The sequence below is a fragment of the Novosphingobium album (ex Liu et al. 2023) genome, from assembly GCF_029076845.1.
Taxonomy (GTDB): Bacteria; Pseudomonadota; Alphaproteobacteria; order Sphingomonadales; family Sphingomonadaceae; genus Novosphingobium.
In genome coordinates this window covers 18416-40457 of the sequence record NZ_JARESE010000007.1, presented here as the reverse complement: position 1 = coordinate 40457, position 22042 = coordinate 18416, and the positions used below count along the sequence as shown (strand labels likewise).

25 protein-coding genes are annotated in these 22042 nt (G+C 63.4%); 12 read left to right on the top strand and 13 right to left on the bottom strand.

Going from position 1 to position 22042, the window contains the following annotated elements:
- Positions 1-10: 10 nt before the first annotated feature.
- Positions 11-814, bottom strand: coding sequence for an AraC family transcriptional regulator (locus PYV00_RS02780; RefSeq protein WP_275226721.1), 804 nt, complete (start codon positions 812-814; stop codon positions 11-13).
- A 109-nt stretch (positions 815-923) separates the two neighbouring features.
- Between PYV00_RS02780 and PYV00_RS02775 the strand changes: the two genes are divergently transcribed.
- The 4 genes from PYV00_RS02775 (at position 924) to PYV00_RS02760 (ending at position 4439) form a co-directional block, all read left to right on the top strand.
- Positions 924-2237, top strand: coding sequence for a tetratricopeptide repeat protein (locus tag PYV00_RS02775; protein WP_275226720.1), 1314 nt, complete (start codon positions 924-926; stop codon positions 2235-2237).
- Between the two features lie 8 nt (positions 2238-2245).
- Positions 2246-3493 (top strand): MFS transporter, encoded by a 1248-nt coding sequence (locus PYV00_RS02770; protein ID WP_275226719.1) that lies wholly within the window; start codon positions 2246-2248, stop codon positions 3491-3493.
- Entirely contained in the window at positions 3490-3996 is a 507-nt protein-coding gene (locus tag PYV00_RS02765; RefSeq protein ID WP_275226718.1) for a DUF2938 family protein, read from the top strand. The genes PYV00_RS02770 and PYV00_RS02765 overlap by 4 nt, the downstream gene beginning before the upstream one ends.
- 200 nt (positions 3997-4196) lie before the next feature.
- Complete coding sequence (locus tag PYV00_RS02760) at positions 4197-4439, top strand: hypothetical protein (RefSeq protein WP_275226717.1); 243 nt, start codon at positions 4197-4199, stop codon at positions 4437-4439.
- A gap of 143 nt (positions 4440-4582) precedes the next feature.
- On the opposite strand, the gene PYV00_RS02755 is transcribed toward PYV00_RS02760, so the two are convergent.
- From PYV00_RS02755 to PYV00_RS02740, 4 genes are all read right to left on the bottom strand, one after another.
- Entirely contained in the window at positions 4583-5377 is a 795-nt protein-coding gene (locus tag PYV00_RS02755) for a peptidase dimerization domain-containing protein (RefSeq protein ID WP_275226716.1), read from the bottom strand.
- A gap of 19 nt (positions 5378-5396) precedes the next feature.
- Positions 5397-5840 (bottom strand): M20/M25/M40 family metallo-hydrolase, encoded by a 444-nt coding sequence (locus tag PYV00_RS02750; protein WP_275226715.1) that lies wholly within the window; start codon positions 5838-5840, stop codon positions 5397-5399.
- A 15-nt stretch (positions 5841-5855) separates the two neighbouring features.
- On the bottom strand, positions 5856-6428 hold the full coding sequence (locus tag PYV00_RS02745) for an NADPH-dependent FMN reductase (protein ID WP_275226714.1): 573 nt from the start codon (positions 6426-6428) through the stop codon (positions 5856-5858).
- 83 nt (positions 6429-6511) lie between these two features.
- Positions 6512-7999 (bottom strand): catalase, encoded by a 1488-nt coding sequence (locus PYV00_RS02740; protein ID WP_275226713.1) that lies wholly within the window; start codon positions 7997-7999, stop codon positions 6512-6514.
- A 462-nt stretch (positions 8000-8461) separates the two neighbouring features.
- Between PYV00_RS02740 and PYV00_RS02735 the strand changes: the two genes are divergently transcribed.
- Positions 8462-8713: a hypothetical protein gene (locus tag PYV00_RS02735; RefSeq protein ID WP_275226712.1), complete on the top strand. Its 252-nt coding sequence runs from the start codon at positions 8462-8464 to the stop codon at positions 8711-8713.
- A gap of 29 nt (positions 8714-8742) precedes the next feature.
- Here the strand turns inward: PYV00_RS02735 and PYV00_RS02730 are convergent, their stop codons facing one another.
- Complete coding sequence (locus tag PYV00_RS02730; RefSeq protein ID WP_275226711.1) at positions 8743-9135, bottom strand: hypothetical protein; 393 nt, start codon at positions 9133-9135, stop codon at positions 8743-8745.
- Positions 9136-9508: 373 nt separating this feature from the next.
- Here PYV00_RS02730 and PYV00_RS02725 point away from each other — a divergent pair, with 373 nt between their 5' ends.
- The 4 genes from PYV00_RS02725 to PYV00_RS02710 are packed head-to-tail and all read left to right on the top strand — an operon-like array spanning position 9509 to position 11975.
- Positions 9509-9901, top strand: a complete 393-nt coding sequence (locus PYV00_RS02725; RefSeq protein ID WP_275226710.1) for a group III truncated hemoglobin — start codon at positions 9509-9511, stop codon at positions 9899-9901.
- A gap of 49 nt (positions 9902-9950) precedes the next feature.
- Positions 9951-10220, top strand: coding sequence for a DUF1971 domain-containing protein (locus tag PYV00_RS02720; protein WP_275226709.1), 270 nt, complete (start codon positions 9951-9953; stop codon positions 10218-10220).
- A 44-nt stretch (positions 10221-10264) separates the two neighbouring features.
- A complete protein-coding gene (gene hmpA / locus PYV00_RS02715) occupies positions 10265-11476 on the top strand; it encodes an NO-inducible flavohemoprotein (RefSeq protein ID WP_275226751.1) in 1212 nt (403 codons plus the stop codon).
- Positions 11477-11510: 34 nt separating this feature from the next.
- Positions 11511-11975 carry a hypothetical protein gene (locus tag PYV00_RS02710; RefSeq protein ID WP_275226708.1) on the top strand — a complete coding sequence of 155 codons (465 nt, stop codon included), beginning with the start codon at positions 11511-11513 and terminating at the stop codon, positions 11973-11975.
- Between the two features lie 328 nt (positions 11976-12303).
- On the opposite strand, the gene PYV00_RS02705 is transcribed toward PYV00_RS02710, so the two are convergent.
- Both PYV00_RS02705 and PYV00_RS02700 read right to left on the bottom strand, forming a co-directional pair.
- Positions 12304-12915: an outer membrane protein gene (locus PYV00_RS02705; protein WP_275226707.1), complete on the bottom strand. Its 612-nt coding sequence runs from the start codon at positions 12913-12915 to the stop codon at positions 12304-12306.
- Positions 12916-12981: 66 nt separating this feature from the next.
- Entirely contained in the window at positions 12982-14640 is a 1659-nt protein-coding gene (locus PYV00_RS02700; RefSeq protein WP_275226706.1) for an FMN-binding glutamate synthase family protein, read from the bottom strand.
- Positions 14641-14789: 149 nt separating this feature from the next.
- On the opposite strand from PYV00_RS02700, the gene PYV00_RS02695 reads away from it, so the two are divergent.
- Positions 14790-15482, top strand: a complete 693-nt coding sequence (locus tag PYV00_RS02695; protein ID WP_275226705.1) for a response regulator — start codon at positions 14790-14792, stop codon at positions 15480-15482.
- Entirely contained in the window at positions 15479-16564 is a 1086-nt protein-coding gene (locus PYV00_RS02690; protein ID WP_275226704.1) for a sensor histidine kinase, read from the top strand. Before PYV00_RS02695 ends, PYV00_RS02690 begins: the two co-directional genes overlap by 4 nt.
- Positions 16565-16603: 39 nt before the next feature.
- Here the strand turns inward: PYV00_RS02690 and PYV00_RS02685 are convergent, their stop codons facing one another.
- On the bottom strand, positions 16604-17641 hold the full coding sequence (locus PYV00_RS02685) for an urea transporter (protein ID WP_275226703.1): 1038 nt from the start codon (positions 17639-17641) through the stop codon (positions 16604-16606).
- A gap of 340 nt (positions 17642-17981) precedes the next feature.
- Between PYV00_RS02685 and PYV00_RS02680 the strand changes: the two genes are divergently transcribed.
- A complete protein-coding gene (locus tag PYV00_RS02680; protein WP_275226702.1) occupies positions 17982-19082 on the top strand; it encodes an FUSC family protein in 1101 nt (366 codons plus the stop codon).
- 47 nt (positions 19083-19129) lie between these two features.
- On the opposite strand, the gene PYV00_RS02675 is transcribed toward PYV00_RS02680, so the two are convergent.
- From PYV00_RS02675 to PYV00_RS02660, 4 genes are all read right to left on the bottom strand, one after another.
- Complete coding sequence (locus PYV00_RS02675; protein WP_275226701.1) at positions 19130-20470, bottom strand: sensor histidine kinase; 1341 nt, start codon at positions 20468-20470, stop codon at positions 19130-19132.
- 79 nt (positions 20471-20549) lie between these two features.
- Positions 20550-20930 (bottom strand): hypothetical protein, encoded by a 381-nt coding sequence (locus tag PYV00_RS02670; RefSeq protein WP_275226699.1) that lies wholly within the window; start codon positions 20928-20930, stop codon positions 20550-20552.
- Between the two features lie 155 nt (positions 20931-21085).
- The gene (locus PYV00_RS02665) at positions 21086-21499 is read right to left on the bottom strand and encodes a hypothetical protein (protein WP_275226698.1); all 414 of its coding nucleotides are present in this window, start codon (positions 21497-21499) and stop codon (positions 21086-21088) included.
- Between the two features lie 108 nt (positions 21500-21607).
- Positions 21608-22024, bottom strand: a complete 417-nt coding sequence (locus tag PYV00_RS02660) for a response regulator (protein ID WP_275226697.1) — start codon at positions 22022-22024, stop codon at positions 21608-21610.
- Positions 22025-22042: the final 18 nt, after the last annotated feature.

Sequence of the window (22042 nt, the reverse complement as noted above, 5' to 3'; positions counted from 1 at the left end):
AGCTTTCCTATCAGTAATCGGCCGATTTGCCGTTCATATAGGCTTGGGGAGACGCCCCCATTTCGGTGCGGAAGGCATAGATGAATGCCGAGGGCGATCCATAGCCGAGTTCCAGGGCCACGCCAGTCACATCCATCCCGCCGCCGAGCAGTTCGACGGCCTTGAACAACCGCATCCGGCGCCGCCAGGAGCGCAGGCATATTCCGACCTCGGTCTCGAACCGGCGGGCAAGAGTCCGCGGCGACATGCCAAGCGCGCGTGCCCATTGCTCGGCCGAGCGAGGATCGGCGGGATCGGCGTAAAGGGCAGCGCAGAGTTCCGCGAGGGCTTCGCCGCGCGGCCAGGGCAAGGCGGCCGGGATCGGCGCGGCGCGGCGCAGTTGATCGAGGATCAATTGCGTGACGCGGCCGGTATAGCCGTCGCCATCCGATTGCAGATCGACGATCTCCACGATCAGCGCCTTGAGAAGCGGCCCAACGGCATGGACGATGGGCTCGACGGGGAGCCCTGCGCTGACGTCCTGCGCGATCCAGAGGCTGCGGAATTGGGCGCCGGCCAGCGAGCCAACGCGATGCGCCACACCGGCGGGCAACCATACCGCTTGATCGGGCGAAATCACAAATGAACGGCCGGCGATGGCAACGGTGAGCACCCCCGAAATCGCATAGACCAGCTGACCCCAATCATGGGCGTGCTCGGGAAAATAGCTGCGGGCGGCAAGCGATTGCGCGCGCATCGTCATCGGGGCGGGCGGCTTCGCGTCCGGCGGCGCGGCAACGGGCTCCCAATCCAATGTTTGGCTGTTATTATACATAGATTGTCTTGTAATCGAGAGACGGCCAGACGGAAAGCGCCTATGTCGGTAGCAGCGCCCGGGCGGCGCATTGCCTGCAACCCGACACATACGGAAAAAAGAGACGCCAATGGCGCAACGCGACACTTACGGCCTTCCCCTCTCGACCACCTCCGATGAAGCGGCGGCCCTCTATCGCGAGGGCGTGGCCTTGATGCTGTCGGCGTGGCCGGACGCGGCGGAAGTATTGGATGTCGCGAGCGACGCAGATCCCGAGTTCGCTCTGGCGCATGCGGCCCGCGCCCGGTTGCACGCAATCCACTCCGAAACCGCCGAAGCGCGAAGCCGCGTCGCGATCGCTCGTAAAAAGCGCGTTCGAACCGAGCGGGAAGCGAGCCATGTCGACGTGCTCAGCCTTGCGCTCGGCGGCCAGTCGCAACAGGCGCTGGCATCCGCGCTCGCCCATGTCGAACGCTGGCCACGTGATGTGATCATCCTGTCACTGCCACTCGGCGCTTTCGGGCTGTTCGCCTTCTCCGGGATGGCCGATCACAATCAGGCCAAGGTCGAATTGTGCGCCCGCCACGCAGCGGCCTTCCCCGAGGAGGATTGGTGGTTCCTCACCTATTACGGTTGGTCGCTGGCCGAAAATGGCGTGGTAGCGCGCGGGCGCGCCATGCTCGAACGTGCGATCGAACTGCGCCGCGAGAACGCCAATACGGCGCACGCGCTGGCCCATGCGATGTTCGAGAGCGGTGCGAACGACGCGGCCGAAGCGTTGATCGCGGATTGGCTGCCCGATTATCCGCGCGGCGGCATCCTGCACGGCCATATCGCCTGGCATGCGGCGCTGGTCGCGCTGGAGCGCGGTGACGCCGACGGCGCGCTCGCCATCTATGCCGACAAGGTGCGGCATTCTGTGTCGCAGGGGACGCCAATCAACATCATCAGCGACGCGGCATCATTGCTCTGGCGGCTGCAAGCCTATGGTCATGCCGTCCCCGAAGGACTCTGGCAGGATGCGGCCGCCTTTGCGCGGAAGGCTTTCCCGAGGCCCGGCCATGCCTTCGTAGATTCGCATATGGCGCTGCTCGAAGCGGCGACCGGCGATAGCGCAGGTCTCGACCGCCGCATTGCCGCGCTAGACGAGATGGTCGGCAACGGGGCGCTTGGCGCGGGCGCGATCGTGCCCACCATCGGCCGGGCCGCGCTGGCGTTCGCCGGGGAGGACTATGGCGGATGCGCCCATATCCTTGAACCGATGGCGGCGGATGTGGCGCGCATCGGAGGCAGCAACGCCCAGCGCGAGGTGATCGAGGACACATTGCTCGTCGCATTGATGCGGAGCGACGAAGCCACGAAGGCGCGAGCCTTGCTCGATCGCCGCCTCCATCGCCGTCCTTCACCGCGCGACAGTCGCTGGTTGTCCGGTCTGGCGGCGTGAAGCATATCATGTCTTCGACAAACGCAGCTTCATTGAACCCGCACGCGCCGGATCTGGGCGACCGGCGCGAGCAGCGCGGAACGATCATTCGGCTTTCGCTGGCACAGGCGCTCGCGGGCGCCAATTCGACGGTGATCTATGCGACCGGCGCAATCATCGGCGCCAGCCTTGCGCCCGACAAAACCCTGGCGACGCTGCCCATCTCGGTTTTCGTTGTGGGGATGGCGGCCTGTATCCTGCCCACCGGCCTGATCGCCCGCCGTCATGGCCGGCGCGCGGCGTTCCTCGCCGGAACCGCCGGAGGAGTGCTGACCGGCCTGCTCGCGGCGCTGGCGGTGGTGCTGGGATCGTTCTGGCTGTTTTGCCTCGCCACCTTCTTCGGCGGCGCTTATGCCGCCGTCGTCCTGTCCTTCCGTTTCGCCGCCGCCGATTGCGTAGAGCCGGAATGGCGGCCGCGCGCGCTCTCCATCGTCATGGCGGGCGGTGTTGCGGCCGGCGTGATCGGGCCGCAGCTCGTCACCTACACCATGGACCTGTGGCCCTCGCATATGTTCGCGGCGACCTTCCTCGTGCAGGCGCTGGTCGCGGTCCTGTCGGCGGTGGTGCTGACAGGCGTTAGACTGCCGATGCCGACCACCGCTGAGAAGGCGGGCGGTCGTCCGCTGTCGGTGATTGCCCGGCAACCGCTCTTCATCGTCGCCGCGACCTGCGGCGCGGTGTCCTATATGCTGATGAATTTCCTGATGACCTCGGCCCCGCTCGCGATGCGGATGTGCGGCCATAGCCAGGAAACCTCCAATCTCGGCCTGCAATGGCACGTCATCGCCATGTATGCACCTAGCTTCTTCACCGGGCATTTGATCACGCGCTTCGGGGCGGGCCGCGTCGTCGCGGTCGGCTTGGCGCTGATCGGCATCTCGGCGGCGGTCGGCCTTGCCGGCATCGATGTCGCGCATTTCTGGGCCACGCTGGTCCTGCTCGGCGTGGGCTGGAATTTCGGCTTCATCGGCGCGTCGGCGCTGGTCCTCGAATGCCATCGGCCGGAAGAGAAGACCCGCGTGCAGGCATTGAACGATTTCATCGTCTTCGGGACGATGGCGGTCGGCTCCTTCTCCTCCGGCGGCCTGCTCACCGCTTATGGCTGGGACATGGTGCTGTGGGTGTCGTTCGGGCCGCTCGTCCTTGCGGTGATCGCGCTGTTGCTGGTCACCCGGCTGCGCCGCTCTCCCATCATCGGCAAGGAAGCTGTAAGATGACCTCGACGGAAATGCTTGTCCGCGCCGCGCTGGTCGGCATCGGCGGCACGGTCGTCCTCGATTTTTATGCTGTCATCCTCCAGCGTGTCTTCGGCGTGCCCGCGACCAACTGGCGGATGGTGGGGCGCTGGATAGGCCATATGCCGAAGGGCGAGTTCGTCCAGCCCGCGATCGGACAGGCGAAGCCGGTGCCGGGCGAACATGCGCTGGGCTGGGCCTTTCATTATGGCATCGGCATTGGCTATGGCCTGCTGCTGCTCGCCCTTTGGGGCGCCGGCTGGTTCCACAGCCCGAGCATCGTCGAACCATTGACCCTCGCCCTCGTATTGCTGGTCCTGCCCTATTTCGTGATGATGCCGGGTCTGGGGTTCGGCATGGCCGGATCGCGAACACCCAGGCCGAATATGACCCGGCTGAAAAGCGTTATCGGCCATTCCGTGTTCGGCATCGGCATGTATCTCACCGCGCGCCTGTTGGCGGCGGCCGCATCGTCAGGAGCGTAGACTATGACCAGCGTCAGAGTGGCACCATGACAGGATGGCGACCTCGCGCCGTCCGGGCTTGTGGAAAGTATAAGCCCCCGGCGAGCTGACGTTTCAAATATCCTTGTCCGAACAGCTTCCTGACTTCATCATGATGCATACAGTCCCGGAATCATCGCTGTGCGGGACCGAATTCTGGAAATCTATCCATGGAGGTTCCCGTGAGTGGCTGGCTGGTTAGCGTTACCTATGAAATGAGCGGAGGCCTACCCACGCATGAGGCGCTTTTTGTGTGTTGGGTTTCCGACAAGGAAGAAGCGCTTCGCAAAGTGAGCGATTTCGAGCCACGAGGCTCACAGATCCCCCCGCGCCTGATCGCGGAGGTGCCGGACAGCGCCTTGCGAGGGCTCAAGCTTTCACCGGGTCAGACAGGTCTATTGATCGCAGACACAACCAAACCGTGATCGCAGAGTGTCCGACGTCAGCGCCTAAGGCACAGATTTGAGGTTGGAAGCGATGCCGCCAGACGTGGAGGCAGCAAAGGACAGAACCAGCACCCCGAGGTTGTCGAGCCGCCATCTGCGCTTCGATCATGAGGCCGTCGCCGTCATCCCACCGCATTCCACGCCATCACCGCTGCCGCCATCGCCTCGACACCGGTTTCCAGCGTCGGGTGCAGCACCGGCGCGAAATGCGGGCTGTGATTGACGGGGAGGTCGTTCACGCGTCCCTCCGCCTTGGCCTTGGCGTAAAGCGCGGGATCGGTGCCGCCCACGAACCAGAATACCGATGGCGCATCCCAAGCGGTGCCGAAGCAGCCGAAATCCTCGCTCGCCGGCGCCGGGCCGGTATGATGGACACGATCGGCTGAGAAATGCGCACGGAAGGCTGCTGCGACGCGGTCACTCGCATCCTTGTCGTTGACGTTGAGCGGATAATTGTCGAGTGGCGTGATCTCGGGCGGACGCGGCGCGCCAGCGGCTTGCGCCTCAGCGTTGACGATCCGCTCGATCGCCGCAAGCACGCGCCTGCGCACATCAGCGTCGAAGGTGCGCACGTTGAGGTTGATGAGCGCCTCGTCCGGGATGACATTCTCCTTAGTGCCCGCCTGCAGAACACCGACCGTGACAACTGCGGACTCGGTCGCGGCGACCTCGCGCGACACCATGGTCTGCAGGCGCAGCACCGTTGCTGCGGCCATCACCACAGGATCAATACTGGCCTGCGGCATCGAGCCATGCGCGCCCCGCTCGAACAGGCGGATCTCCAAACTGTCCGCCGCCGAGGTGATCGGCCCCGCGCTGCCTGCGACCGTGCCGGCAGAACCAACCATGACATGTTGGCCGAACACCACATCGCGTTTGGGAAAACGGGTGAGCAACCCGTCATTGATCATCGCCATCGCGCCCTGCGCCGTCTCCTCACCAGGCTGGAACAGCGATCAGCGTGCCCTTCCAAACATCGCGCTGGTGAGCAAATAGAGCGCTTGCCCCCATCAGCCAGGCGACATGCATGTCATGACCGCAGGCATGCGCAACAGGCACCGACTGGTCCGAGGCATCGGTGGCAATCGCCGTGCTGGCATAATCGAGCCCGCTATCCTCCCGGATGGGGAGAGCATCCATGTCGGCGCGCATCATGACGGTCGGCCCTTCGCCATTGCGCAAGATGCCGATGACACCGGTCCTGCCGACGCCCGTCGTCACCTCATAGCCATGGTCGGTCAGATGCTTTGCCGCGATCCCGGCGGTGCGGTTTTCCTGCATCGACAGTTCGGGATGGGCGTGCACGTCCTTGTAGGCAGATTCCAGCGTCGGCAGAAGATCGGGCAGACCGGCCAGAAGCCGTTCCAGAGGCTTGTTCATGGACGCGCTCCAGCCTCAGGCGTCGTTCGGCAGCACCGAGAGCACGCGCGCGATATGGTCGTGGAATTCCGACATGTAGTTGCGCAGGAAGCCCTCGGTGGATTCGACCGTCACACCGCCTTGTTCGTCGATCAGGCCGGGCGTGAACTGGATATAGGCCTCGGGCGCGTTCATCTGCGGCGAGTTGCAGAATCCCAGCACGCTCCTGAGGCTCTGCTGGGCAACGGCCGTGCCGATCGCACCCGGCGAAGTGCCGATCACGGCCGATGGCTTGTGCGTGAAACTGTTGGTGCCATAGGGGCGGCTCGCCCAGTCGATGGCGTTCTTCAAGCCACCGGGGATCGACCGATTATATTCGGGAGTAACGAACAGCAGCGCGTCAACGGCCTTGATCGCATCCTTGAATGCCCGTGCGACCGGCGGATAATCGGCGTCATAATCATAGCTGTAGAGCGGGAGTTCAGCGAACGAGATCTCGGTGAAATCGAGATTCTCTGGCGCCAGCTTGATGAGCGCTCCGGCCAGCTTGCGGTTGATGGACTCTTTGGCGAGGCTGCCAATCAGATAGCCGACCTTATAGTGCTTCATGGGATAACCCTTCCGTTCGTGAATATGGGAAGACGGCGTCTGCGGCCTTCCGCTCAGGAAACACCGCAGACGTCTGCCGGCTGTCAGCCTTCACCCATGCCTTCGGCCGGTTGAGGCGAAGCGCCAGCTTTCACCTTCGCCTCGATCCGCTGGCCGACATTGGCATCGACGCTCTTCCAGTAAGCGAAGGCGCGGCTCAGCACCGGTTCTCGCACGCCGCCCAGCAGGCTGCCGGCGACCTGATCGACCAGCCTGGCGCGCTGATCGTCATTGAACACCTCGCGCACGAGCGTGCCGGGCTGGGAGAAGTCGTCATCGTCCGCGCGCAGCGTATAGGCCTGGCGCACCATCGTGCCATCGGCTTCCCAGCCATCGTTCACCGGGCCTTCCTCATCGGCAAAAGGCCGCCCGCCGCTGTTCGGCACATAGACCGGGGCCGCGCCAGTGTGATGGTAGTTCATCGGCCCATCGATCATATAGGTGTTCACCGGCACCTTGGGCTGGTTGACCGGCAACTGGTGGAAGTTCGCGCCGATGCGATTCCTTTGCGCGTCGTTATAAGCGAAGGCGCGGCCGAGCAGCATCTTGTCGGGCGACAAGCCGATGCCCGGCACGGTGTTGCCCGGCGAGAACGCGGCCTGCTCGATCTGCGCGAAGAAGTTCTCCGGATTTCGGTTCAGCGTCATGGTGCCGACCCGGATCAGCGGATAATCCTTGTGCGACCAGGTCTTGGTCAGGTCGAACGGATTGATGCGGTAGGTCTTCGCCTCCTCATAGGGCATGACCTGCACCGAGAGATCCCACACCGGATGCTCGCCGCGCGCGATCGCCTCGAACAGGTCGCGGCGGTGGAAATCCGCGTCCGCGCCCGACATGGTCGAGGCCTCTTCGTTCGAAAAGAACGCCATGCCCTGCCGCGTGTGGAAGTGATATTTGACCCAGAATTTCTCGCCCTTGGCGTTCACCCACATATAGGTATGCGAACCATAGCCGTTCATGTTGCGCCACGTCCGGGGCAGTCCGCGTTCGCCCATCAGATAGGTCACCTGGTGCGCGGTTTCGGGATTGTTGGTCCAGAAATCCCATTGCATGTGATTGTCGCGCAGGCCGGAATCGGGGAGCCGCTTCTGGCTGCGGATGAAGTGCGGGAATTTCATCGGATCGCGCACGAAAAAGACCGGCGTGTTGTTGCCAACGAGGTCGTAATTGCCTTCGCTGGTGTAGAATTTGAGGGAGAAGCCGCGCACGTCGCGCCAGGTGTCGGGACTGCCCATTTCGCCCGCGACGGTGGAGAAGCGCGCCAGCATGTCGGTCGTCGCGCCCTTCTGGAACAGCGCGGCCTTCGTATAGGCCGATACGTCCTCGGTCACTTCGAGCACACCGAAGGCGCCCGAGCCCTTGGCGTGGGGCTGCCGCTCGATCACCTTCTCGCGGTTGAAATGCGCCATCTGCTCCAGAAAATGCACGTCGTGCAATAGGATCGGACCGTCCGGCCCGATCGTCAGCGAATTGCGATCGCTCGGCGCGGGCGCTCCCGTGGTCATGGTCGAGCCGGTCGGGGTCTTGGTCATGGTGTCCTCTCCTTGCTGGGCCGGTTTCGGCGCATTAAAGTCGCGATGTTACGGTCTTTCGTCGGTCGACCTTTTCTCAAAATCTTGAACGGGACTAGCTCGAACAGGCAGCGGGCACTGGATCTCAGCTCTCCCACCCGAATCTCACCCGATCAGATATCCAGATGTGAAATGCTGCCGTCTCCCATGTAAGCCCATTTTGCTCCAAGGATTACGCTTACCTCATCCCCAATCACCAGCCATGAAGGCCTCCCTGGTCATCCTGCATCGCATTCTTCGGGCCCTGTGTGCGGATCAGAAAGCGAGGAAACCCGCCAGGCCGCGCCAAGCTGGTTTCGGGTGACGTCGCCGAGCGAAGGCACCGCGGCACCGCGTTTGCGCGCGGTCTTGCCGGTACATCAGCGCGGGCAGCCCGGCGGCATCGACCGGAACCATGGTCGGCACGAAGCCATGGCAGACGGGATGGCGGACGATGTCCACATCTGGCTCCAAGCCATGATCCTCGACGGCGGATGGAGATCGAGCCTGTCGATCCTGGCTGCCTGGCGTGGCAAAGGCGCCCTCGCGTCGCAGTCCTGCCGACGGCAAGAGGTCGGGGAGGAGAACGACCGCGGCGGTCGGAGCTCTTGTGATGCACTGTCGTTCTGCGTGCGAAGGGTCGGCTTGGAAGATAGCAGAGTGGTCCATCCGCGCTATCGCGCGCGGATGACCTGAGCTTCAGAGACGATCTCACATCGTTCTGCTCAGGTCTTGCTCCCTGCCGTGTCCGCCGCCGGCACCCGAGCGGCGGTAGCGAACGAGTTGGCGACAGTCTCGAGCGGCGCCAGGAAGAAGGCGCGCAACGGTTCGAAAACGGCGACCAATTGCAAAGTGTCGCGTCCCGGCGAGAAGAGGTCTCCGGCATTTTCGCGCCATTCCTCGAAAGCCGCCTTTGTGTCGTCGATGAAGACCTGCCGATTCTGCGCGGCCTCTTGAACGACTTCGGGAAACTTCCCGGGCTCAAAGAAGCTGCCCAGCGCTTGAGTTCCGATCGCGACCTGCCGCGCCCCCGTCGTGCGGGCGATTTCGAAACATTTCGCCGCGAGTTGGCGATTGGCGCCGGCGATGGCCACGGCGTGCTCGAATGGAAATGTCATCGTTGGATCCTTCTCATGATCATACGCGCAAAACGAACCCCGCACGGGGACGCGACCATCGGTCGCATTCCTGTGAGGGCTCTTACCCACGAAAGTATCGCCACTCTGCCCTGATGGGCCCCAGGATGAGTATTGGGATGAATACGTATCGGTCAGCCGCCGCCGATCAAGCGGATGCGCGTGACGGCATCGTATGTCAGCGCGCGACAGTGGATGACGAATGATCGCAACTCGCTGCCGAACCTCTCCCGGGGCCTGCCTCGGTGCGGCTCACGCATGTGCGTTGAGACGTGCATTATCTAAGAAGTATTTTCCTTGCATATTTTTCCCGGAGCTATAGATGCATTGTAGATATATGATTGGAGTGTGAGTCGTGAACGCGATCGATGGGATCGACGAGGAACGGTTGGAGACGCTGGTCGAGCGCTTCTATGCCCGCGTTCGAACCGATGCAGAGCTGGGCCCGATCTTCAACGACGCCATCGCCGACTGGCCAGAGCACCTCGAAAAGCTGGCAGCCTTCTGGTCGTCGGTCATGCTGACAAGCGGTCGATACAAGGGGCAACCGGTGCCGGCGCATCGCAAGCACGCGGCCCGGATCACACCGGCTCTCTTCGAACGCTGGCTCGGGCTCTGGAAGGTAACGACCGAGGAGATGATGCCGACCAAAGCGGCAGAAGCCCTGCAGGAGAAGGCAGCACGCATCGCGGAAAGTCTCCAACTCGCCCTCTTCTTCAAGCTGCCGACGGGGAAAGCGGCCGCGTAGATGGCCGCGATCGGGCAATTGGGGATTAAGACAAGAATGAGGAATAGACATGGCTGAGCCCTATCGCTCGACGCCGATCTTCGACGAAAATACGCTGCCGCAGGCTCTGCGAAGTAACCACCAGACCAAGGAAGGTGTCTGGGGCGTGATCAAGGTCCTCGAAGGCGTCCTCAACCTGACCTACGTGCAGCCGCACGCGGAGAAGGAACTGACGCCCGGCAATCCGGGCCTGGTCGCACCGCAGCAGACGCACTTCGTGACGACGATCGGGCCGATGCGCATGCAAGTCGATTTCTACAACGAACCTCCCACGTTCTGAGACTTTCACCCGGAAAACCTCACACATTCAATCAGGAGAATTTGATGTCGCAGACCTTGAGCGGCCAGACCATCACGCTGGTCAAAGCTACCGTGCCCGCACTTGAGGCACACGGACTCGAGATTGTGCACGAGATGTATTCGCGCATGTTCCAAAACGAGGAGATCCGCGATCTCTTCAACCAGTCCCATCATGGCGACAGCGGCTCTCAACCGCGCGCGCTGACCGGCGCGATCCTGGCCTATGCCAGCAATATCGACAACCTCGGCGCACTTGCGCCCGCGGTCGAGCGGATCGCACAGAAGCATGTCGGCCTGCAGATCCTGCCCGAGCATTACCCGCATGTCGCCGATGCCCTGCTCGGTGCGATCAAGGCGGTTCTGGGCGATGCCGCAACGGAGGAAATCCTTGCTGCGTGGGGCGAAGCCTATTGGTTCCTGGCGAACATCCTGATCGCCCGCGAGGGTCATATCTACCGCGATCTGGCCTCCGCCGATGGTGGCTGGAGCGGATGGCGCGATTTCGTCGTCGAAGACGTCCGGCGAGAAAGCGAGATCATCACCTCGTTCACGCTGCGCCCCAAGGACGGCGGACCCGTCATCCGCCACAAGCCGGGCCAGTATCTCACCTTCTGGCTCGAGATTCCTGGCCATCCGCCGGTGAAGCGCAACTATTCGATCTCTGATGCTCCCAATGGCCAGACATACCGGATCTCGGTCAAGCGTGAGGAACAGGGCCTGGCATCCGGCTGGCTTCATGCCGAGGCAAAGCCGGGCACGGTTCTCAAGGTGGGACCGCCCGCCGGTGAGTTCTTCCTGTCCGATCGGCCGGAGCGACCGGTCGTGCTGCTTTCGGGCGGCGTAGGTCTGACGCCGATGGTGTCCATGCTCGAGGAGATCGTCGCCAATCATGCCGAACTCCCGGTACATTTCGCCCACGGCACGCTCGACGGTTCGACGCACGCCATGGGCGCACATGTTCGGACGCTGACAGCAAAGCACCACAACGGCCGCACGACGATCTTCTACCAGGCGCCGCGCGCCGACGACGCTGCGGGCCGCGACTATGACGTCGCCGGTCTGATCGACGCCGACTGGCTCACAGCCAACACTCCGGTCGATGACGCGGACTTTTTTCTCTGCGGTCCGCGGCCGTTTCTCAGGGCACTGGTCGCCGCGCTGTCGCTGAGCGGGGTTGCCAGCGACCGGATCCATTACGAGTTCTTTGGACCGGCCGACGAGTTGCTCGCAGCGTAGGTTCGAGGCGATCGGCATCCGGACGGAGGTGGCGATGGACGATTTCACACTGGCGCGCGTGCTTCACATCGTTGCTATTGTGCCCTGGATCGGGGGCGTCGCATTCGTCACCACCGTGCTCATGCCGGCGGTCCGCCGACACAACCCGCCAGAGGAGCGGTTGATCGCCTTTCATCGGTTCGAGGCGGGGTTCGCCTGGCAAGCCCGGATATGGATCGGGCTTGCCGGGTTGTCCGGGCTCTGGATGATCCACCGCGCCGATCTGTGGTATCGGTTCGCCGATCCGCGCTTCTGGTGGATGCACGCTATGGTGGCGGTCTGGGCCGTGTTTGCCGCGATGCTTTACCTCATCGAACCTCTGTTTCTGCATAGGCGGATGGAACGGTCGCGGTCTCCGGATCGCGACTTCGCCCGCATGGAACGCATGCACCTGCTCCTTCTTCTGGTGTCCCTGATCACCATCATCGGCGCAATGGCGGGAGCCCATGGTCTGATCTAGCAAGCAGATGCGCGGAACGAATCGGAAGCAGAAAAGCGGTTCCGACTAACGAGGGCAGCGATGGCATATGCCAGGAGCTGCTTCGCTCCCAATTCTGGATGATAAGCGCCCTGGATCTTCGATCGAGGCGGACGATGGTGGGAGAAGGTTGGTGGTTGATACCAATACCCATGGCCACCGCCCACATTTTGCCCTTCTGGCTGCCGGGGCGGAAAATTGGGTGCGGACTCGGACAAGACAAACCGGTCCCCCGCCGACTGGTCGTCAACGGTGTTAGGGCGGCCCAGCGTCCAGCTGTTCCGCCCCGCCATTTTCAGAACTGTTACCCTCAGAACCGATAGGCAACGCCTAGCAGCACCTGGTGCCGATCGAACTTGCCCGCATCGCTGCCAAGGTCACTGTAGCGATATTCGAGACGGGTCGAGACCTTCTCGCCCAGCGCCCGCTCGAAACCGCCGCCGACCATCCAGCCATCATAGCTGTCCTTGCTCGAGAGCGTCGCGTTGGGTCCGATCACCGTGGTCCGCGCCCGCATATTGTCATAGCCGCCGCGCACGTAGATCAGCGACTTGTCGTTCACCAGATAGCCGGCCCGTGCGCTGACGTCGAAGGCATGGAGCGGGTTCACGATGGTATCGACCGCACCCCGCCGGGTCATCTTGTCATCGATGCCCATGTTGAAGCCGGCTTCGGCGCCAATCACGAAACTGGCACCGATCTTGTGGTCATAACCGGCGAAGATCCCGCCGACGACGGAGTCCTTCTTGCGATCCACCCCGACGACACCGAGGTCGCCGTCGAGCGCGCCGATATCATTCTGGTTCCAGCCGGCCTGCACGCCGACAAAGGGGCCATTGAACGGCTCGGCGTGCGCCGGGACGGCCGCGACAAGCCCCGCCGCTACCATTGCGCCGGCGAGGGTACGAAGGGACGACTTCATGTTTCTAGCTCCTTTTCCTGACACCGTCTGGTGCGTTGAAAAGGACTTAGGTCGCGATGATGGAGACTATGTGGAGAGACGGTCGATACGGTATGGAGCGGCCGTGCCACCGGCTGATCGGGGCGTCACCCGGGGCTGGAAGCTGGCCGCATCGGCCATTTCCCAGGCGAAGCCGTAGAAATCCCGATCGTGCGCGCCGGCCAGCAACTCGCCCGTCTCGAGGAACACGTGCATCTGGGAAAATAGCCTGATCTCCGTTTCGCTGACCCGGCGCGCGAGGTGGTGCGGCGCCAGATCGCCAGGGCGCTCGATGCCGGCGGCGGCAAGCATCTCGGCCAGGGCATGCATCGTATTGTGGTGAAAGCGATGAACCCGCTCGGCCTTGTCGGGCACAACGAGCGCGCGTTGCCGCAACGGATCCTGCGTCGCTACCCCGGCCGGGCAACGATTGGTGTTGCAACTGAGCGACTGGATGCAGCCGATCGCGAACATGAAGCCCCGCGCCGCATTGGTCCAGTCGGCGCCGATCGCCAGCAGGCTCGCGATGTCGAACGCGCTGACGACCTTGCCCGCCGCGCCGATGCGGATATGCTGGCGCAGTCCCGCGCCGACCAGCGTGTTGTGCACGAACAGCATCCCCTCGCGCATGGGAACGCCAAGGTGATTGGTGAACTCCAGCGGCGCTGCGCCGGTGCCCCCCTCCGCACCGTCGACGACGATGAAATCGGGACGAATGCCGGTCGCGATCATCGCTTTGACGATCGCCATGAACTCCCAGGGATGGCCGATGCACAGCTTGAAGCCGACCGGCTTGCCGCCCGACAGGTCGCGCAGCCGGGCAATGAACTGCATCATCTCGATCGGGGTGGTGAAGGCGCTGTGGCCGGAGGGCGAGACGCAATCCTGCCCTACGGGAACCCCGCGCACGGCGGCAATCTCGGGCGTCACCTTCGCACCGGGCAGGATACCGCCATGACCGGGCTTGGCGCCCTGGCTCAGTTTGATCTCGATCATCCGGACCTGCGGCATCGTGGCAAGCGCCGCAAAGCGTTCAGGATCGAACGCGCCGTCCGCCGTGCGGCAACCGAAATAGCCGCTGCCGATCTCCCAGACGAGATCGCCACCATGTTCGCGATGATAAGCGCTGATCCCGCCTTCGCCGCTGTCCTGATAGAAGTTGCCCAGCTGCGCGCCGCGATTGAGGGCACGGATCGCATTGGCGCTGAGCGACCCGAAACTCATCGCCGAGATGTTGAAGAGCGATGCCGAATAGGGCTGCGCGCACTGGTCGCCGCCGATGGTGACCCGGAAGCTCGCGGGGTCAGCCACCGGCACAGGACGGATCGAAGGGGCGATGAATTCATAACCGTCGCGATAGACGTCGAGTTGCGTCCCGAAGGGACGTTCGCTGCTTTCGCCCTTGGCGCGGGCATAGACCAGCGACCGCTGGCTGCGTGAGAAAGGTGCCTCATCCTCATCCCCCTCGATGAGGTATTGGCGGATTTCCGGCCGAATCCACTCGATCAGCCAGCGGAAATTGCCAATCACCGGATAATTGCGGCGCACCGAATGGCGCGTCTGCGTGAGATCGAACAACCCCAGTCCCACCAGCGCCATCGCGACCAGCGCCAACGGCCAAAGATGCGGTCGCCAGGCGAGAGCAGCCACCAGGACGATGGCGGCGGCAATGCACAAGGCAAACACGGTGAACCGACTGAGACGCACAGCGACACTTCCTTTTCATGGGGCGAGCCAGCGCCTCAATAGCGGTTTAATGGACAATCTGTGGAGTTAGTGTGCAGGTTTGGCCAAGGTGCGGACTTGTGGTTGGACTTCCCCGACACGAGACATAATCTACCCCCTCAGGAACATCTATGGAACCCTTGATACTCATCGCGGAGGATGAAGCGGAGATCGCGGAGATCCTTGACGCCTATCTGGTGCGGGACGGCTTTCGGACCGTTCGCGCCGAGAATGGCCGCGTGGTGCTCGATCTCCACCTCGCGCTGCGACCCGATCTCGTCCTGCTCGACATCAAGATGCCGCTTCTCGACGGCTATGAGGTGCTGACCGAATTGCGGCGTCGGGGCGATACCCCCGTGATCATGGTGACGGCGCTCGAGGAGGATATCGACAAGCTGCTCGCCCTGCGCCTCGGCACCGACGACTATGTGGTCAAGCCGTTCAATCCGCAGGAAGTGGTGGCGCGCGTGCGCGCGGTATTGCGCCGCACGCAGGCCGCCGGAGCCGAACGCCTCCTCCATGTCGGTGCGGTCACCGTCGATTCCGGCTCCCATGTCGCGCGCGTCGAAGGGCACGACGGGACCGCGCGCATCCTCGATCTCACCCTCACCGAATTTCGCATCCTCGCCCATATGGCCCGAGCGCCGCAGCGCGCGTTCGGCCGCGCCGAGCTACTCGATGCCTGCATGCCCGACAGCGACGCGCTAGAACGCACGATCGACAGTCACATCAGCAATCTGCGCCGCAAGCTGGATGCCGCCGGCGCTTCCGCCTTCCTCGAAAATGTCCGGGGCGTGGGCTACCGGTTGGCGCCGCTCGCATGACACCGCTGCCCGGCCTGCGCCGGCGGATCGCATTGGCCATGGTCCGCGTCACGGCACTGGCGCTGATCGTGATGATCGGCGGGTTGATCCTGTTCCAGATCGTAATGGCGCAGATCTTTCCCGACGTCCTGTCCACCCACCGCGACTGGCGCATGTCGATCGGCGAAGGCGCGGCGATGATCGTCTTCGGCCTCATCGGACTGGGCGGCGCGGCCTATGCCGGCGACCGGCTGGCGCGACGGATCGCCCGGCCGGTGGAGGCCGTGGCGGGCGCAGCGCGGCGGGTGACGGAACAGAGCAAATTCGTGCTCGAAGAGCTTCCGGACGATTGCGCCTTCGAGGAGACCGCGCAGCTCGTCCATGATTTCAACGAGATGGCGCGGCGCATCGATCAGGGCATCAACGAGGCCCGAACCCTGAACCTCGCCATCGCGCATGAGCTGCGCACCCCGCTCACCATCGTCAAGGGTCGGCTCCAGGGCTTTATCGACGGTGTCTTCGCGCCGAATGAGGCCGCGTTTCGGGCGCTGATCGCCCAGGTCGAGGGGCTGGCGCGCACTGCCGACGATCTGCGCACCATCAGTCTCGCGGCCTCGAACCGGCTTGAGCTTTCTATCGCCCCGGTCGACCTGGGGAGGGAAGCGGCTTCGGTGGTTGAGGTGATGCGGCCGGATTTCACCGGGGTCGGCATGATGCTCGAACTCGACGCCAGCAGCTGCATGGTTCCGGCCGACGCCCAACGCGTTCGCCAGGCGTTGATCGCGCTGCTCGACAATGCCCGCCGCTATGCGGGCAAGGGCCGCGTGGTTGTCCAGGTCCGCTCAACGCGCGACACTGGCATCTTGCGGGTGAAGGACGAAGGCCCGGGCATCTCTCCTGAATTCGTCAGCCGCGCCTTCACCTTGTTCGAGCGCGGCGAGGAATCGCGCTCGCGCAGCAGCGGGGGCAGCGGCCTCGGTCTCAGCGTTGTCGAGGCGATCATGACAGCACATGGCGGCGCAGTACGCATCGACAGTGATGTGGATGTCGGCGCGACCTTCGAACTGAGCCTGCCCCGTCGCCACAGCGTCGACCAGGGTTGAACGATCGGGACGAGTTCGCTCTCCGGGGAAGAGGGCCCGTCAAAGCCGCCAGAAGGCCGCCTTCTCATTGGAAGCCTGTTCATTCTCGGCCGTCACCAGCCGAAGTCCCGGAAAGACAGGGCTTGCGAGCAGGAAGAGCCAGGTGACGAGCACGAACGGAAAGGTGAGTGCCGGCAGGCCGAGCGGCTCCAGCGCCGCCGACAGCGCCGCGAAGACGACGGCCGCGGTGATCGTCGCGAACAGCGAATAGGCGATCGATACCCGGTCGCGCACGAAAAACGTCCCACCAAGCGCGATCGCAACGAGTACGCTGTTGAAGCCGAATGCGCCCGATCGGATCGCCGGTTCAGCCGCGCCCATGCCCCACGCGACGCATAGGCCAACCAGGGATCCGGCCAACGCCGTGACGAAAGCCGCTCTCGAACTCAAGACGAGCCCGATCGCGAAGAGCATGCCGGTGACGACGTTCCCCTGAAAGAAGACCTGGGCGATCCCGTTGAAGAGCCCCTCGGCTACCGTCGATGCCGTCACCACGCCCTCGACCGCTACCGCCTTTGGAAGGCCGGCAGTTGGCAAAAGGTGGGTCGACTCAAGCCGGCCGAAGCGCGCGGTGGCCAGGAAGGTGCCCCAGGATATGAAGACGAAGGGCGCCGTCAGCGCGGGCATCCGCCAGACGCCGAGCAACGTCAGCATGGCGGCCATGACGATCGTCGAACATGCGGCGGCGAAGACGACGCAGGCCCAGGTCAGGGCATTCGGCTGAAGGAAGTAAAGTAAGGCGATGGCGACGAGCGCGCCGTTGAAGCCGAACAGCCCGTCCCTTACAAAGGCGCGCTCTACACGCAGGAGCAGGGCGGTGGCGGTGCTGACGGCGGTCCCGATCAGGGCCGCCAGCCCGAAAAGCGGCGCATTGTAGAAAACTCCCGCCAGAAAGAGCAGCCCGGCATAGCTGTTGTTCTGCAACATCACCTGGCCGACCCCGCGCAACACGGAGTCGAGAAAATACAGCACAGAGCACACCAGACCCTGGTCAGTGACGGCCAAGCCGGTCGAAGAAAAACGCGCGCGCATCACCATGCCTTCCCCCAAATCATGGCGCACTATCTACAGCCTGCACCGACATAGGCGACAGTCTCTCGGATCGGTTCGGTCAGTTCGAGATCGAGGCGGCATCCACATACATTATTCGGCGCTTCCCGACGATCTCCCCGAACCCCGCCGGGGCCAGATCATTGAGGGGCGGCCTGATCCTTCAAGGAACGCGTGGGACGCGTAACGTTAGCCTGTCGCTCGTCCGAGTCTGACGGACCAGAGTCAGCAGTGGCATTCGTCCCGGTTTTGATCGTGTTCGTGCCGCAGGCGTGGCATCACATGGCGTTCCCAACCGACGGTTGGCATGATGGAATGCGACTAGACGATGCACGACTTTCCTCCGACACGCTGGAATCGGAACAATTCGGTGTCGCTTGGGCTCGCCACCCGCATCGTCGTGGCCGGTGTGCTGACTTTCATTCTTTGTCACGTTCTGGCGCTCAAGAGTCTCTGGGCGGTCCTGACAGCCGTCATCGTCATGCAGGCGAGCGTCGGCGCCTCGCTCAAGGCGACGCTCGACCGGTTCGCCGGTTCGATTGGCGGCGCGTTCTGGGGAATATGCGTCCTCATTGCGGTTCCGCGCAGCACCGCGCTGAGCACGGGGCTGGCATTGGCCATCACGTTGGTTCCACTGGCTGTCGTCGCCGCGTTCAAGCCGGCCTATCGGGTTGCACCCGTCACAGGCGTGATTTTGCTGCTGACGCCCATGCTACCGGACAGGACGCCATGGTTGGTCGGACTCGATCGGATCCTGGAGGTCGGTATCGGCAGCCTTGTCGCCCTGGCGGTGACGCTGCTTGTTTTTCCGGTTCGCGCGCACGAGACACTCGCCAGAGCGGCAGGCGATGCGCTCGGCCTACTGGCGGACCTGATCGAACAACTGGCGCACGCGATAGCCGGCCGCGGAGATGCCAAGGCGATAACCGAGCTTCACCACGACATTCGTCAAGCCATAACGCGCGCCGAAGATGTCGCGGAAGAGGCCGTGCGAGAACGTGCGAGCTATCTGGTCCACGCGCCCGACCCGCAACCGCTCTGCCGGACGCTCAGGCGAATTCGCCATGATCTGACGATGATCGGTCGCACCGTGGAGACGCCGCACTCCGCGCCGCCGGTTGCGGCGCTGACACAAACGGCCGAACTCGCGGTAGAAGCGATTGCCGCCTATCTGCGAAGCGGCGCCGAGGCACTGGCCGATCGGCACGGGGCACCGCCAATGACCGCGGTGGAACAGGCGCTCTCAGCGCATGGCGCAGCGGTGGCAGAAGCGCGCCGGGTCGGCGCAACCCGTGATCTTGCCGACGAACAGGTCGCCCGAATTTTTGGTCTCGCCTTCGGTTTCGTGCAATTGAAGGAGAATCTGGAGGATCTGTCTGCTCGGATCGACGAATTTGCCGGGATCGCAGTCAAACGGAAGCGCGACTGATCAAGCGGCCACGTCCTGATCCGGGATCGATGTGCGGATTACGCTGATTACAAGGCCGCTGGCAGCGGCGGGGGCGAACCACCCCGAAGCGGCTCCGCGGTCGTCGGAACGGTAACGGTAACGCGAAGCCCGCCCGTTTCCCGATTGGCAAACTCGAGGCGACCGCCAAACCTTTGCAGCAACCGGTAGGCCATCGGTACTCCCAGGCCGAAGCCCGCCGTGTCTCGCGCCCGGGCGGCATCGAGCCGGAAGAACGGATCGAGGATCGTCCCAAAATACTCTTCTGGGATGCCGGGGCCATCATCCTCGATTAGGACGAGCCAGTCCGATGGGGTGCGCGAAATCGTGACGTCGGCCCGCGATCCATATTGGACAGCGTTCCCGATGAGCGCCCGCAGACTCAGCAGCAGAGGCTCGCGAAAGGTCGGCACGGTGGAGGATACGGGCGCGCTCAGCGTCGTGGGCGCATCGACGCCTGCCAGAAGATCGCGAACCGCGGCGGCGAGATCGACGGGTTCGAGTTCCGCTTGAAAGTGCTGAACGCGCAAAAAGGCCTGCAGGGACGCGAGCATTGCTTCGATCTCGGCGGCGCTCGACGCGACGATGCGGGCGATGTCGTCCTCGGACACGAAATCGGATGCAACGATCAGTCTGCTGAGCGGCGTGCGCAAATCGTGGCTGATCGCCTCGAAGGATCGTGTCTGCTGCATGACCATATCATTGATTTTTGCCTGCAGACCATTGAGCGTGCGTGCCAGATTGCGCAATTCGCGCGTACCGGACTCCTCGATCGCCATCGCCGTTCCGTCGGTGATGGCATCGGCCGCCTCCGAGAGGTGCGTCAGGGGACTAGTCAACCGGCGCAGCACCAGGAGACCGATGCCCAGACAGACAAGCGTGATCAGAAGCGTCATCGTCGTGGCCCTGAGGGCGATCGGCCAGCTCGAGGAAATGTCGGTCGAGCGAAAGTTCAGCCATTTCCCGTCAGCGAGCTGCATCGAGCCGACAAGATCGCGGTGGCCCAGGCGTCCCGGATGAATATCGAGGAACAAGGGCCGATCGGCGAGAGGCTTCTCCCAAGCAAGAACATAGCCCCGGATTTCGCGCACGGCAGCCCGCGTTCCGGAGCGGGGAGTGGACGGAGTCGCGGCGATTGCGGCGTCGAGGTGGCCGGTCGTCATGACCCGGACGGTATCCGTTGGCACCAGCCGGTGCAGCCGATCGCTGACGATCAGGAATTCCGCGACGCGGCGAGCATGGTCCTCGCGGACCGACTGCCGATCGATCGCTGCATAGAAAACCAGGCTGGCGATAATCTGGACTGCTCCGACCGCGAGCAGCAGCAGCATCGCGTAGCCTGCAAATTGACGGTTGCGCGCCGGTTTCATGACAGGACGTTGCGCGGAACGCGACATATCATCATTTTTCAGTCATCCGCTGGGCGGCTGCCGGCAATCGCCGCGGCAACTACTGGATTGGGGGTCTGTAGTCGGAATTCCTGAGCGTCAGCATATAGGCCGCGAGCGCCTCGATCTCGCCGGGTGCGACCGTGAAATTCATGATTTCCGGGAAGTTGTGAGAATCGCGCAGCCACGGATCGAGCGTTTCCGCCGTGAGCCCGGGCGTGTTGATGATCGTCTCGAACGACGGCGCTTCGGGTCGGGGCGAAACCCCGGCATCGATTGCATGACAGGCCGAACAGCGCTGTCGTGCGAAAGCGAGCCCGCGCTTCTGCAGCGCCGTTTCGACCGGCTCGACGCGCGGAGCGGGTCGCGCCTGCACGACGGCAATCGCCCCGCACGCCGCGCCCAGCAGGATCGGAAGGAAGAAGACGGACCTCAAACGCACCGCAAGAGCCCCTCGGGTCCGCCCATCAGATTATAGGATGTCTGCGTCTTATCGGCTGCGGTCATGCACACCTCCTCGTCTCTTGGCATCAAGGTTTTCGGATCTCCTCCGGCAGCGCCGATGCGGCTGCACCAATAGTTCGCCGATTAGGGTGGTCAGCGGCTCCGGGATACCAATATCTCGTCCAGCGCGGCGCAAAGGCGAGGCAAAGTGTAGGGTTTGGGCAGCACATCGACGATGCCCTGCTGCATGAGAGTGACCACGAGACGAATCTCGGGCCGGGTAATCTGCAGGATAATCGGCCTGGCCGAGACGAGTTCTGGGTAGGTGCCCAGCGAGGCCGCCAGGTCGCCGGCCGAAACATCGCCGTCCAGGAGAAGAACGAACTGCCCCGGCGGCCACGGCCGCGCGTGCAGAGCCTCCAGGCTCGCGACAGCTCCAGCCCATGTGATCCGGTCATTATTCACGGTCTGGGCCGTCGCGAACTCCTCGGTCGGGCCCACGCCGATGAGTTGGACGGGAATGGGCTTGCCCCCGGGGTCTCCCGCTGAGGTCGCGCCATCATGCATTTGACGCCCTGTATTTCCATGTGCGCGGGATAAGCCACACCAGGGAGGGGAAATCTCGAAGCATCGGGGACGTGCCTCCATCACTAAATTCATGCAATGCCAGACCTGTCAGGATTGGGCAGCGGCCCAGCGCTCGCCCGTCAACCGGACGACCACATCGCCTAGCGCGTGACCTTGAAAGGGCTTCTCGAAAACCTGGCTGAAGCCAGATGCCAAGGCGCGTTCGATCAGATCGTTCGAAGCACATGCCGTGAAAAGCACCGCTGGACCTGACCAGCCTCGGTTTTTGAGATTGACTAGCACCTCTATGCCGTCAGTTTCGTCCAGACTGTAGTCTGCGACAAAGCAGCATGCATCGCGAACGGAGGGATCGGCGAGAAGCGCGGCACTCCGGGCATAGGCGCGCACATCGAAACCACGGGCCCGGAAAAGCAGCTGCAACGATCGGCGAACCGCCGCATCATCCTCGACCAGGAGAAGACGAGGACGTTCTCCCGCCGAAGGTTCAAAAGTCTCGCCTGACATGGCTTTCCTGCAAATCCA